The sequence below is a fragment of the Streptomyces sp. NPDC001068 genome (assembly GCF_042897315.1).
GTDB lineage: Bacteria > Actinomycetota > Actinomycetes > Streptomycetales > Streptomycetaceae > Streptomyces.
This window is the reverse complement of the sequence record NZ_JBIAYD010000007.1, coordinates 292812-305536: the sequence shown is the minus strand read 5'-3', so window position 1 is coordinate 305536 and position 12725 is coordinate 292812. Positions and strand designations below refer to the sequence as shown.

13 protein-coding genes are annotated in these 12725 nt (G+C 71.6%); 5 read left to right on the top strand and 8 right to left on the bottom strand.

The genetic code is table 11. The features are described from left to right. Positions 1 to 6 precede the first annotated feature (6 nt). Positions 7 to 366, top strand: a complete 360-nt coding sequence (locus ACFY3I_RS21595) for a hypothetical protein (RefSeq protein ID WP_365293347.1) — start codon at positions 7 to 9, stop codon at positions 364 to 366. Further along, positions 347 to 787: a hypothetical protein gene (locus tag ACFY3I_RS21590; RefSeq protein WP_390862010.1), complete on the top strand. Its 441-nt coding sequence runs from the start codon at positions 347 to 349 to the stop codon at positions 785 to 787. The genes ACFY3I_RS21595 and ACFY3I_RS21590 overlap by 20 nt, the downstream gene beginning before the upstream one ends. A gap of 118 nt (positions 788 to 905) precedes the next feature. Here the strand turns inward: ACFY3I_RS21590 and ACFY3I_RS21585 are convergent, their stop codons facing one another. The 3 genes from ACFY3I_RS21585 to ACFY3I_RS21575 form a co-directional block, all read right to left on the bottom strand. Beyond that, positions 906 to 1403: a GNAT family N-acetyltransferase gene (locus tag ACFY3I_RS21585; RefSeq protein WP_390862174.1), complete on the bottom strand. Its 498-nt coding sequence runs from the start codon at positions 1401 to 1403 to the stop codon at positions 906 to 908. Between the two features lie 44 nt (positions 1404 to 1447). Beyond that, on the bottom strand, positions 1448 to 1954 hold the full coding sequence (locus tag ACFY3I_RS21580; protein ID WP_390862009.1) for a sigma-70 family RNA polymerase sigma factor: 507 nt from the start codon (positions 1952 to 1954) through the stop codon (positions 1448 to 1450). A gap of 74 nt (positions 1955 to 2028) precedes the next feature. Then, the gene (locus tag ACFY3I_RS21575) at positions 2029 to 3213 is read right to left on the bottom strand and encodes a glycerophosphodiester phosphodiesterase (RefSeq protein ID WP_390862008.1); all 1185 of its coding nucleotides are present in this window, start codon (positions 3211 to 3213) and stop codon (positions 2029 to 2031) included. Between the two features lie 320 nt (positions 3214 to 3533). On the opposite strand from ACFY3I_RS21575, the gene ACFY3I_RS21570 reads away from it, so the two are divergent. Together ACFY3I_RS21570 and ACFY3I_RS21565 are read left to right on the top strand one after the other, a co-directional pair. Then, positions 3534 to 4205 (top strand): lysophospholipid acyltransferase family protein, encoded by a 672-nt coding sequence (locus ACFY3I_RS21570; RefSeq protein ID WP_365293354.1) that lies wholly within the window; start codon positions 3534 to 3536, stop codon positions 4203 to 4205. Between the two features lie 162 nt (positions 4206 to 4367). Then, the gene (locus ACFY3I_RS21565; RefSeq protein WP_390862007.1) at positions 4368 to 6002 is read left to right on the top strand and encodes a multicopper oxidase family protein; all 1635 of its coding nucleotides are present in this window, start codon (positions 4368 to 4370) and stop codon (positions 6000 to 6002) included. 4 nt (positions 6003 to 6006) lie between these two features. Here ACFY3I_RS21565 and ACFY3I_RS21560 read toward each other — a convergent pair whose 3' ends face one another. The 3 genes from ACFY3I_RS21560 to ACFY3I_RS21550 all read right to left on the bottom strand — a co-directional run bounded on the left by ACFY3I_RS21560 (position 6007) and on the right by ACFY3I_RS21550 (position 8806). Then, positions 6007 to 7539, bottom strand: coding sequence for an MFS transporter (locus tag ACFY3I_RS21560; protein WP_390862006.1), 1533 nt, complete (start codon positions 7537 to 7539; stop codon positions 6007 to 6009). Further along, positions 7536 to 8087 carry a helix-turn-helix domain-containing protein gene (locus tag ACFY3I_RS21555; RefSeq protein ID WP_365293360.1) on the bottom strand — a complete coding sequence of 184 codons (552 nt, stop codon included), beginning with the start codon at positions 8085 to 8087 and terminating at the stop codon, positions 7536 to 7538. The genes ACFY3I_RS21560 and ACFY3I_RS21555 overlap by 4 nt, the downstream gene beginning before the upstream one ends. Positions 8088 to 8269: 182 nt before the next feature. Next, on the bottom strand, positions 8270 to 8806 hold the full coding sequence (locus tag ACFY3I_RS21550; RefSeq protein WP_390862005.1) for a TetR/AcrR family transcriptional regulator: 537 nt from the start codon (positions 8804 to 8806) through the stop codon (positions 8270 to 8272). A 79-nt stretch (positions 8807 to 8885) separates the two neighbouring features. Between ACFY3I_RS21550 and ACFY3I_RS21545 the strand changes: the two genes are divergently transcribed. Beyond that, complete coding sequence (locus ACFY3I_RS21545) at positions 8886 to 9935, top strand: aldo/keto reductase (protein ID WP_390862004.1); 1050 nt, start codon at positions 8886 to 8888, stop codon at positions 9933 to 9935. Positions 9936 to 10023: 88 nt separating this feature from the next. Here the strand turns inward: ACFY3I_RS21545 and ACFY3I_RS21540 are convergent, their stop codons facing one another. Continuing rightward, positions 10024 to 10998 (bottom strand): aldo/keto reductase, encoded by a 975-nt coding sequence (locus ACFY3I_RS21540; RefSeq protein ID WP_390862003.1) that lies wholly within the window; start codon positions 10996 to 10998, stop codon positions 10024 to 10026. 260 nt (positions 10999 to 11258) lie between these two features. Then, positions 11259 to 12686 carry an argininosuccinate lyase gene (gene argH / locus ACFY3I_RS21535; protein ID WP_390862002.1) on the bottom strand — a complete coding sequence of 476 codons (1428 nt, stop codon included), beginning with the start codon at positions 12684 to 12686 and terminating at the stop codon, positions 11259 to 11261. Between the last annotated feature and the right edge of the window lie 39 nt (positions 12687 to 12725).

Below are 12725 nucleotides of genomic sequence, written 5' to 3'. Positions count from 1 at the left end.
CACCGCATGCTCAATGCCCTGTTGCTGGTGACCGGAGTCGCCGCGCTGCTGCTCGCCGCGTGGTGCGGCTGGGCCGCGTACCGGGACCAGCCGACCAAGGACTGGCACTTCATCGGGATGGCCGTGGTGTCGGTGCTGGCCGTGATCCAGCTCGTGGCGGGGATCGTGCTGCTGTCCGGGGGCGACAGGCCGGCGCAGGGCACGACGATCTTCGTGGCGTATCTGCTGGGCGCCTTCGCGTGCGTCCCGGCGGCGGGGTTCATGTCGCTGGCCGAGCGGACCCGGTGGGGTTCGGTGACGGTCGCCGCGGGCGGTGTGGTGCTGGCCGTGCTGGAGGTGCGGCTCTATGACATCTGGGGAGGGTGAGATGACGACCGTGGAGCAGGGGCCGAAGCGGCTCACCAGTGGGCCGGGGACGCTTCTCGTGTGGTTCTACGGCGTGATGGTCGTCGGGGCGGTGTCGCGGTCCGCGTACCAGATCGCGACGGACTTCGGCCGGGCGCCGCTCGCGTACTCGCTGTCCGCTGTCGCGGGTGTGGTGTACGCGTTCATCACGTACACGCTGGTGCGGGGTGGCGAGACGGCCCGCCGCGTCGCCGCGGTGTGCTGCGCGGCGGAGTTGGCGGGGGTGCTGACGGTCGGCACCTGGACGCTGGCCGATCCTTCGGCGTTCCCCGATGCGACCGTGTGGTCGGACTTCGGCATGGGATACGTGTTCATCCCCGTGCTGTTGCCGGTCTCCGCGCTGTACTGGCTGCGGAAGGGCGCCCAAGGGGCGGCGGCCTGAGGAACGTGCGCGACCGGCGGTGCGCGGTGGCTGATCGCGCCCACGCGGCGGCAGCCGCAGATCGAACACAGCCCCGCGCCCCTTTCGGGGCGTCGGAAGGCTTAGGGGCGCCGGAAAGCTACGCCGTCGTCGCGTACGTGCCGGCCGGCTTCTCCAGGACGATCATCGTGACGCCGTCCGCGCCCTGTGAGGTGCCCACCGTCTCGTAGCCGACCCGGCGGTACAGGCGCAGGTTGCCCTCGCTGCGGTGGCCGGTGAAGAGGCGGAACCTCTTGGCGCCGCGCTCCGCCTCCAACGCGCCCTCGGCCGCGCGCAGCAGACGCGCACCGATGCCGTGTCCCTGGAGGCGGGGGTGGACGCAGAGCTTGCCGATGGCGGCGGCGCCGTCCTCGGTGACCGAGCCGCGGACCGAGCCGACGACCTCCTCGCCGAGCCGGGCGACGAAGACGCAGTCGGACGCGACCTCCCGGCGGACCGAGTCGAGGCTCTGGACGAGCGGGTCGATGCGGTAGTTGCCGTACAGCGCCGCCTCGCTCTGGAAGCACAGGTACTGGAGCCTGAAGATCTGCTCTGCATCCTGCTCGGTCGCCACCGAGATGGTCACGCTCATGCCCATGTGCGCACGCCCCTCGCTCACCTGATCGCCTGTAGTTCTCACTCCTATCCCCGCGCTTCGCGGGACGCAACCTCCGGCGTCAACAATCGGCGGAGACAACCCAGACATCTGGAACGTTCCGGCCCCAGACTGCCCTGTGAGATACCCAACTCCCCCGCGATCTCCCGGTATGTCAGGTCCTCCGGCGAGAACAGCGCCTGCAGCAGGCGGGGGCAGCGGCCGGGCAGGCGGGCGACCGCTTCGCGCAGGGCGCGGTGCCGGGCGGCGGCCAGGACGCGGTGTTCGGGCGACGGGGCGGCGCGGTCGGCCGGTTCGGCGGCGTAGGGGCGTTCGCGGCGTGCCCTGCGACGGGTGCGGCGGGCCTCGGCGCGGACCGCTCTGCGCAGCCAGTCCTCGGGGGCCCGGGGCGGGCCGTGGGTCTCGAGGCGCTCCAGGAGCCGGAGCCAGACGGTCTGTTCGAGGTCACCGGGGTCGCTGCCGCAGGCCTGCGCCTCGGCCGAGGCCTCGGCGGTGAGCAGGGGGCCGAGGGCGGCAACCAGGTCGTCCGTCACATGCGGAACGACGCGGCCGCCCCGGGGCGGGTTGCCGGGGCGGCCGCAGGACACCCCGAACGGGGTGCGGGTGATCAGCCGTTGACGAAGGCGTCGCGGGCCAGGACCGCGGTGTCGGCGTTGTCCGAGAAGACGCCGTCGATGCCGGTCTCGAAGTACGTCCGGAAGACCGGGAAGACATCTCCGTAGCCGGTGACGTCGCTGCCCTTGCGGTAGGCCGGCGGCAGGAAGGGGTTCTCGTTGCGCATGGTGTACGGGTGCAGGATCAGACCCACCTTGTGCGCGTCCGCGACCAGCGTGCTCGGCGTGGTGAAGTTGCCGGCGGCGTCCTTCGGGATGACCAGGTCCAGGGTCGGGCCGATGCCCTGCGCGTAGCCGGCGATCTCCCGCAGGCCCCTCGGCGTGATCAGGTCCGCGACGGTGCGCGGGTCGCCGGTCGCGACGAAGTCGTAGGGCTGGGTGTTCGCCGCGGAGAGCAGGACGACCAGCGTGTTGTCGACCAGCGTGTTCAGGCGCTGGATGCTGGTCGGCTCGAAGGACTGCAGGATGACCGGGGAGTTCCGCTTGTCCTTGCCGTACTTGCGCAGCAGCTTGGCGACCCGCTCCTCAAGGCCGAGGCCCAGCTTGCGGAAGTAGGTGGGGTGCTTGGTCTCGGGGTAGATCCAGACCTGCTTGCCGCGCCTGCGGGTCTGCTCGTCCTGCCACTTGAGGACCTCCTCGAAGGTGGGGATCTCCCAGTGGCCGTTGTAGAGCGTGTTGTGGGGGCGGTTGGCCGGGATGCGCTCGATCGCGCGCAGCGTCTTCAGCTCGGCGAGCGTGAAGTCCTCGGTGAACCAGCCGGTGGTGGGGACGCCGTCCAGGACCTTGGTGACCTTGCGGTCCGCGAACTCCTTGTGGTCGGCGACGTCCGTGGTGCCGCCGATCTCCGGCTCGTGGCGGCAGACCAGGTGGCCGTCCCTGGTCGGGACGAGGTCGCCGGCCTCGACGATGTCGGCGCCGAGGTCGAGGGCCAGGTTGTAGGAGCCGAAGGTGTGCTCGGGGCGGTAGCCGCTGGCACCGCGGTGGCCGATGATCGTCGGCTTGGGCAGGCTCTTCAGGCCGCCGTGGCCGTGACCGGACCGCCTGGCCTCGGCGGCTCTGGCGGCGCCGGGCAGTCCGAGGACCGCGCCGCCGGCACCGAGCACCGCGGCGCCGAGCAGGGCCCGCCGTCCGGTCGTGCCGTTCACCTGTGTCCGCTCGTTCGAGTCGTTCGTGTTCATGAGCGCTCTCCTGACCTTCGCCCTTGGATGCCGGCCGATCGTAGGGCTGCGGTGGTGACCGACGGGAGACCGCCGGCCCAACGGGCGGATGACGCCGTATGGCTGATGGACGGCGCGTCGTGACGGTCCGTCGGCGACCTGCGTCACATCGCGGCGGGCTCGCCGCGACCTGTCCTGGGGACGTCGCCGCAGGTAAACCAGCGTCAACAGTGCGTAAGACCTCGGTGAACCCGCCGTAGTCGATGTGCGCTCCCCACGGAGCCGCGAGTAATGTCCTCACCTGCACAGACACATACCGTCACTCGACATCGGAGGACCCGTTGTCCCGCTTCGCGTTCATCAAGGCAGCGCTCGGACCGGTCATGCGCCTGATGTTCCACCTCCGGGTGGAGGGCGTGGAGCACATCCCGGGAGACGGTCCGGTCATCCTCGCCGGGAACCACCTGACGTTCATCGACTCGATGATCCTCCCGCTGGTCAGCAAGCGGCAGGTGTTCTTCATCGGCAAGGACGAGTACGTCACCGGGAAGGGCCTCAAGGGCCGGCTGATGGCCTGGTTCTTCACCGGTGTCGGCATGATCCCGGTGGACCGGGACGGCGCGAGCGGCGGTGTCGCGGCGCTGATGACCGGCAAGCGGGTCCTGGACGAGGGCCGGATCTTCGGGATCTACCCGGAGGGCACCCGCTCCCCCGACGGCCGGCTGTACCGGGGCCGCACCGGTATCGCGCGGCTGACGCTGATGACGGGCGCGCCGGTGGTCCCGTTCGCGATGATCGGCACCGACAAGCTGCAGCCGGGCGGCGCGGGCATCCCGCGGCCGGGCAAGGTCACCGTCCGGTTCGGCGAGGCGATGGAGTTCTCCCGGTACGAGGGGATGGACCGGGACCGCTACGTGCTGCGGGCCGTGACCGACTCGGTGATGGCCGAGGTCATGCGGCTGTCCGGGCAGGAGTACGTGGACATGTACGCCACGAAGGCCAAGGCCGCCTGACACCCTTTCGGCTCAAGGGCACGGACCGGGGGTCCGTGCCCTTCTGTCTGCCATCCGCCTGACATCCGTCCGCGTCCGCCTCGCGGTGGAATCTGGCCCGACACTTCAGACATTTCTCCGTATTTACCGCCCATATGAGCACACAGCATGTCTTATTCAGATATGCAGAAACCTTCTCGGCGTACCCTGCTCCGTGCTCCGTTCGCTGTCGCCGGCGCGGGGCTAGTGGCCTCTTGCTCCGACTCCGACTCGTCGTCCCGCTCCGGCCCGCAGCAGACGGCCGGGACGGCGGCGTTCGTCCCGGAGGGGCCCAAGGGGTTTGTCAATCCGTCGGGTCCAGAGGTGCTCGCGACGGAGCGGAAGCGCGGCTCCGGGCCCGTCCGCGAGGTCACCTTCACGGCCGCCGAGAGCACGCTCGACCTGGGCGGGCGGACGGTGCACAGCTGGGCGTACAACGAGTCGGTGCCGGGTCCGCTGGTGCGGGTCACCGCCGGTGACATCCTGAGCCTGACCGTCAGGAACCGGCTGAAGGAGAAGACCACACTGCACGCGCACGGAGTGCGGCTGCGCTGCGACATGGACGGCGTCCCGGACCTGACCCAGGCGAGCATCGCGCCGGGGGCGGACTTCCTCTACCGGTTCGTCGCCTCCCACCCCGGCACGTACCTGTTCCATTCGCACGTCGGCATGCAGCCGGACCGCGCCCTGTACGCGCCGTTCGTCGTCGACGACCCGAAGGAGAAACTCGCCTACGACCAGGAGTGGGTCGTCGTCCTGGACGACTGGGTCGACGACATCGACGGCTCCAACCCCGAGCACGTCCTCGACCAGCTCAAGCCCGGCGGCTCCATGGCGATGAACATGCACATGGGCATGGGCCCCGGGGCCGGCAGCCCGAGCCCGCACCGGTCGGCGAGCGCGCCCGCGCCGTCGCCGAAGTCCAAGAAGGGCCTGGGCCCCGACCGGGTGCTGCGCGACTCCCACAGCAGCCTGCTGCACGGCGAGGGCGGCAACGTCGCCTACCCGCACTACCTGATCAACGGGCGGCTGCGCACCGACCCCTCGGTCTTCCGCTGCCGCCCCGGTGACCGCATCCGGATCCGGTTCGTCAACGCGGGCTCGGAGACGGCCTTCCGGGTCGCGCTCGGCGACCACCCCATGACCGTCACCCACACCGACGGCTACCCCGTGCAGCAGCAGAAGACCGACGCCCTGCTGATCGGCATGGCCGAGCGGTACGACGTCCTGGTCACCGCCAAGGACGGCGTCTTCCCGCTCGTCGCGCTCGCCGAGGGCAAGCCGGGCAAGGCGGTCGCGATCCTCCGCACCAACAACGGAAAAAACCTTCCGTCACCGGATGCCCGCCCGGCCGAACTGGACCGCGAGATCGTCCCGGCCCGCCGGCTGCTGCCTGCCGACTCGGTCCGCCTGGACGAACGCAAGCCCGACCGCGAGCTGCGGATCAGGATCACGGGCTCGATGCAGCGGTACGACTGGGGATTCGACCACAAGATGTACGACGTGCGGCAGCGGCACGCGGTGCGGGCCGGCGAGCGGGTGCGGCTGACGCTCGTCAACGCGACCGACATGTGGCATCCGATGCACCTGCACGGGCACACCTTCGCCGTCGGCGGGCTGAACTCGGAACGCGCCCGCAAGGACACGACGGTCGTGCTGCCGCACCGCAAGCTGGTGCTCGACTTCGACGCCGACAACCCCGGACTGTGGATGCTGCACTGCCACAACCAGTACCACTCGGAGAGCGGGATGATGACGGTGCTCGGCTACCAGAAGTGAGGCGTCACACCGACGGGGTGCTCTCCAGCTCCTGCCCCCTGAGCAGGAACCAGGCCGCCACGGCCGTCGCCAGCAGGACCGCGGCGCCCGCTCCCGAGGCCAGGTGCAGACCGTGGACGAAGGAGTCCCGGGCCGCCGCCAGCATCTCGTTCGCCGTCCGCGGGGGCATGGCGGCCGCGGCCTGCACGGCCGCGCCCAGGGACTCGTGGGCGGCGGCCGGGGTGCCCTCGGGCCCCGGGAAACCGCGGTAGACGCCCATGACGATCGAGCCGAGCAGGGCGATGCCCAGGGCCGCGCCGAGTTCGTACGCCGTCTCGGAGACGGCCGAGGCGGCGCCGGCCTGGTCCCGGGGGACGCTGGAGAGGATCACGTCCGCCGTGACGGTGAAGGAGAAGCCCGCGCCGACGCCGACCACCAGGAGGGCGGCGCCGAGGACCGGGTAACCGGTGGACGGCGAGAGCGTGGTCAGGGCCGCCAGGGCCACGCCGACGGCCGCCAGGCCGCCGCAGACCACGGCCCGCACCGAGTACCGGCGGGCCGCCCGGCCGGCCACCAGGCCCGCCGCCACCGCGCCGACGGCGGCGGGGATCTCGGCCAGGCCCGCCTCGAACGGGTGCCTGCCCTGCACCAGCTGAAGGTACTGGGAGAGGAAGAACACCAGGCCGGACATGCCGAGCACGGTCAGCAGGTCGGCGAGGACCGCGCCGCTGAAGCCGCGCGCTCGGAACAGCCTCATGTCCAGCAGCGGCTTGGGCAGGGTGAGCTGGCGGCGGACGAACCCGTAGAGGGCCGCCGTGCCGAGCAGCGCGGTCACCGCGCCGGCGCCGGTGAGACCGTGGGTCGCGGCCTCCTTCACCGCGTACACGACCGCGATCATGCCGACCAGCGACAGCGCGACGCTGATCAGGTCCCAGGGGCCGGGGTCGGGGTTGCGGGACTCGGGGAGCGTCCTGACGCCGACCAGGACCAGGACCACCATCACCGGCAGGTTGATCAGGAAGACCGAGCCCCACCAGAAGTGCTCGAGCAGGAATCCGCCGACGATCGGGCCGACTGCGGTACCGGCGGAGGCCGTGGCGCCCCAGATGCCGACCGCGAGGCTGCGCTCGCGCGGGTCGTGGAAGAGGTTGCGGATCAGGGCGAGGGTGGCGGGCATCAGGGTCGCGCCGGCGACTCCGAGCAGGGCGCGGGCCGCGATCATCGTCCCGGGGGTCGTGGCGTAGGCGTTCAGGACGGATATCGCGCCGAACGCCGTCGCGCCGCCGAGCAGGATCCGCTTGCGGCCGATGCGGTCGCCGAGGCTGCCCATGGAGACCAGCAGGCCGGCGATGACGAACGAGTAGACGTCACCGATCCAGAGCAGCTGGGTGCCGGAGGGCTCGAGGTCCTCGCTGATGTAGGGGGTCGCGAGGCCGAGAACGGTCGCGTCGACGGCCACCAGCAGCACGGCGAGCACGAGGACGGAGAGCGCGAGCCAGCGGCCCGGGCGCTTCTCCTCCGTCTCCGTGGCGAACGCCGGCCGCACGGTGCTGGTCATGGTTCCTCTCTCCGTCGTGCGCCGCCGAGCAGCAGCTCGACGATCATGTGGGTGAAGTCCTTGGGGGCGACCCTGCCCTCCGTCACCGCCCAGGCGGCGGACGCCAGCAGGCCGTACAGCGCCTCGGTGAGCCAGGCGGGGGTGAGGTCGATACGGAACTCGCCGCTCTGCTGGCCGCGCCGGAAGAGCGCGGCGACGCGGTCGTCGATCCGGGTCCAGCCCTGGTTCTGCTGCTCGCCCTCGAACAGCTGGTTCTCGGTGTAGAGGAAGGCCAGCAGTCCGGCCGCCGGTTCGATCTCGCGGACCAGGCGGTGGACGGCGTCGGCCGCGGGCCCCTCGCCCAGGCGGGCCGCGTCCAGGGCGGCCTCGCACTCCTCGATACCGAGTGCCTCCAGCGCGCGGACGAGGGCGTCCCGGCCCGCGAAGTGCCGGTGCAAGGTGGCACGGCTGATCCCGGCGGCCTTGGCGACCTCGTCCATGGTCGCGGTGGATCTGCGGGTCAGCAACGCGGCTGCGCTGCGCAGCACCTGCTCACGGTCGAGGGCCATGAGACAAGGGTAACCCATATGAGACAGATGTGTCTCACTACGGGCATGAGTGACTCACCGGCGCCACCCAACCGCGCCCTCTTCGGGCGAACGCGACACACCCCGGACGGCACTCGACGGCCGCATCGGACCTGGCGGTCGACGCCCGGGCCGGGGCCGGCACGACTTGCCCGACCGCGGCACTAGGGGCGGGGCCGGAGGCCGTCCAGGATCAGCGCGAGCATGCGGGGGGCCCGGTCCCCGGGGCCGGACTCGGCGCGCCACAGTGCACCCGTGAACTGGAGGAAGTCACCGGGATCCGCGTCCTCGCGGATGACGCCGTCCGCCTTCCCCGCGTCGAGCAGCTGCGTGAGGGCGGCGATGACGGGACCGCGGCTCCGCTCGGCCATCGCCTGGTGCGCGCCCGCGCCGAGAGCGTCTCCGAGGCCGTGCTTCTGGCGCATGGCCTCGACCAGTTCCAGCGTCCAGCGGCGGAGCGCCTCCAGCGGCGGCAGCTCGGCCAGCAGGTCGGACACGGAGCCGGTGAGGCGCGCCACCTCGTCCTGGTACACGGCCAGGACCAGCGCCTCACGGGTCGGGAAGTTGCGGTAGAGGGTGCCCGCGCCGACGCCGGCGCGCTGGGCGACCTGGTTCATCGAGGCACCACTGTTCTCGGTGAACGCCTCCCGGGCGGCCACCAGGATGCGTGCCCGGTTCTCGCGCGCGTCTGAACGGACCACAGGACGACCTCACCTTGCTAAGTGGAGAGTTCTCCACTACGGTATCCGGAGAACTCTCCACTTATTTTAGAGGGGCACCATGCAGTACATCAAGCTCGGCACGACAGGCCTGGACGTCTCACCGATCGCGGTCGGCGCGATGACCTACGGCGAGCCCGACCGCGGGCACCCCGTCTGGTCGAAGGGCGAGCAGGAGGCACGGCCGCTCATCCGGCACGCGCTGGAGGCGGGCATCAACTTCTTCGACACCGCGAACCTGTACTCGAACGGTTCCAGCGAGGAGATCCTCGGCCGCGCGCTCAAGGACTTCGCCGACCGCGACGCCGTGGTGATCGCCACCAAGCTGCGCCATCCGATGCGGCCGGGGCCCAACGGACGGGGGCTGTCACGCAAGGCCGTCATGACCGAGGTCGAGCACTCGCTGCGCCGCCTCGGCACCGACCACATCGACCTCTACCAGATCCACCGCAACGACCACACGACCCCGCTGGAGGAGACCCTCGAGGCGCTCAGCGACCTCGTGAAGTCCGGCAAGGTCCGCTACCTCGGCGCCTCCTCCATGCCCGCCTGGGAGTTCGCCAAGGCCCTGCACCTGCAGAAACAGCACGGCTGGGCGCGGTTCGTGTCGATGCAGAACCACTACAACCTCCTCGCCCGCGAGGAGGAGCGGGAGATGATCCCGCTCTGCCTGGACGAGGGCGTCGGCACCCTCGTCTGGTCGCCGCTGGCCCGCGGCCGGCTGGCCCGCGCCTGGGACGACGCCCGCTCGACGGCACGCTCCGAGACGGACGGGGCGTACGCGGACACCCTCTACTCGCCCGCGGAGGAGGCGTCCAACCGCGCGATCACCGACACGGTCGGCCGGGTGGCCGACGCGCACGGCGTCAGCCGCGCACAGGTGGCGCTCGCCTGGCTGCGAGGCAGGCCGGTCGTCACCGCGCCCCTGGTCGGCGCCGGCTCGGTCCGCCAGATCGACGAGGCCGTGGCCTCCCTCGACCTCGAACTCGCCGACGACGAGGTGCGCGCCCTGGAGGCCCCGTACACGCCCCGCCACGACTGGCAGGGCGTCTCCGACGAGGCCGAACTGGACGCCATCCGCAGGCGCATCCCCGGAATGGCGCTCGCGTGACCCCCGTGGGTCCGCCGCCCACGAACCACGAGCGCGGCATCGGGGCCCGACCGTGCGGGGCGGACCGGTGGCGGGGGCCGGCCCCGGGTCAGTGCCAGGGCAGGCCGCCGCGGCGCTCCCAGTAGGCGTGCGGGTCCTCGGCCAGGGCGGCGAGGCGGGTCAGCTGGTCCTCGTCCAGGTCGACCGCGGCGGCGTGCAGGTTGGAGGCGAGCTGGGCGAGGGTGGCCGCGCCGGACAGGACCACTCCGGCCCACGGCTGCCGCAGTACGACGGCCAGGGCGACGGCGTCGCAGCCGAGCCCGGTCTCCTCGGCCACGGCCCGCAGCGCGTCGGGGGCGTGCGGGGCGGCGAGCCGGCCGTTGGCCATGCCCTCCTTCACGATCACCGTCAGTCCGGCGTCGTGCGCCTCGGCGAGGGCGGGTCCCGCCGAGGTCTCCAGGGCGTTGTACGTCGACTGGACGGTACGGAAGAGGGGCTCGCCGTCGACCGTGACGGCGAGGGCGGCGCGGACCGCGTCGGCCTGGGCGGGACCGCTCGTGGAGAAGCCGACGGTGAGTCCGCCGGCCGCCGCCTCCGCCAGGCGGGCGTGCAGCTCCTTGTCGGTGAGGGCCGGGCTGTCCGGGGTCACCGAGTGGATCTGGCAGAGGTCGAGGTGGTCGCCGAGGAGTTCGGCGGTCTCGGCGCGCTGACGGTCGTAGGTCTGGACGCCGTGGTCCTTGACCTCGTGCGTCTGCGCGTCCGCGGACCAGCCGGCGGTGTAGGTGTAGCCCCACTTGCTGCCGACGACCACGTCGGCGGCGGCGTCGGGGCGGCTGTCCAGCCAGTCGGCGAGGAACTCCTCGGAACGGCCGTAGGAGCGGGCCACGTCGAAGTAGCGGACGCCCTGGGCGTAGGCGGCGTCGAGGAGTTCGTGGGTACGGGCGCGGAGGGCCTCCACGCTGCGGTCCTCGCCGAGGTCCTGCTCGCGGCCGAGGTTGATGTAACCGGGGCGGCCGACCGCGGCGAGGCCGAGGCCGAGGTGGCAGGTGGGAGTTGTTGCTGTCGCCAGTCGGGCGAAGGGCATCGCGGGCTCCGTCGGGGTCGGCTCCGGTTCGGCTTCCGACCAACGTAACCCGCGATGAGCGTCGCCTCCGGGCTCGGGGGGTGCGGCGCGTGCGCGAGTGCGGGTGCTTCGTGGTTGCTCGCGCGGTTCCCCGCGCCCCTGACGGGGCGCTACAGGTGACGTGCCCCGACGGCGCGGGGAACCGCGCGACCGGCCCCGACGGCGCGGCGGACGACCACGCCGGAGCACCTCTCAAGGACGCCGGGAAGGCCTGCTTCTTCCTACTTCTTCGCGTCGGCCCACTCGTGCTGCCGGGCCACGTCCGCCTTGACCTCGGCCAGTTGGACGGCGACCGCGCTCGGGGCGGTGCCGCCGCGGCCGTCGCGGGAGGCCAGGGCGCCGGGAACGTTGAGGACCGTGCGGACCTCCGGGGTCAGGTGGGCGGAGATCTTGGCGAACTGCTCGTCCGTCAGCTGGTCCAGTTCCTTGTCCTCGGCCTCGGCCGCCTTCACGCACTCGCCCGCCACCTCGTGCGCCACACGGAACGGGACGCCCTGCTTGACCAGCCACTCCGCGATGTCGGTGGCGAGGGAGAAGCCGGCCGGGGCCAGTTCCTCCATGCGCTCGCGGTGGACGGTGAGGGTGGCCATCATGCCGGTGAAGGCGGGGAGCAGGACCTCCAGCTGGTCGCAGGAGTCGAAGACCGGCTCCTTGTCCTCCTGGAGGTCGCGGTTGTACGCGAGGGGCAGCGCCTTGAGGGTGGCCATCAGACCGGTGAGGTTGCCGATCAGGCGGCCGGACTTGCCGCGGGCCAGCTCGGCGATGTCCGGGTTCTTCTTCTGCGGCATGATCGACGAACCCGTGGAGAACGCGTCGTGCAGGGTCACGAAGGAGAACTCCTTCGTGTTCCAGATGATGACCTCCTCGGCGATCCGGGAGAGGTTCACGCCGATCATCGCGGTGATGAAGGCGAACTCCGCCACGAAGTCGCGGGAGGCCGTGCCGTCGATGGAGTTCGCGGAGCTGCCGTGCTCGAAGCCGAGGTCCTTCGCCACCGCCTCGGGGTCCAGGCCGAGGGAGGAGCCGGCGAGGGCGCCGGAGCCGTACGGGGAGACGGCCGTGCGCTCGTCCCACTGACGCAGCCGTTCGGCGTCCCGGGACAGCGACTGGACGTGGGCGAGGACGTGGTGGGCGAAGAGCACCGGCTGGGCGTGCTGGAGGTGGGTGCGGCCGGGCATGGCGACGTCCGGGTGGGCCTGCGCCAGGCCGATCAGGGCGTCCTGGAGGTCGGCGATCAGGCCGCCGATCACGCGCGCGTGGTCCCTCAGGTACATCCGGAAGAGGGTCGCGACCTGGTCGTTGCGCGAGCGGCCGGCGCGGAGCTTGCCGCCGAGGTCGGGACCGAGGCGCTCCAACAGGCCCCGCTCCAGGGCGGTGTGCACGTCCTCGTCGGCGATCGTGCCGGTGAAGGTGCCGGCCGCGACGTCGGCCTCCAGGAGGTCGAGACCCGCGATCATGCGCTGGAGTTCGTCCTCGGTGAGCAGGCCCGCCGTGTGCAGCACGCGCGCGTGGGCGCGCGAACCGGCGATGTCGTAGGGCGCGAGCCGCCAGTCGAAGTGGACGGACGCGGACAGCTTCGCCAGGGCCTCGGCGGGACCGTCGGCGAAACGGCCGCCCCAGAGCCGTACGTCACCGCTGTTGCTGCTCACTTGCGTTGCTCCTAGAAGAGATACGGATGTGGCACCGCC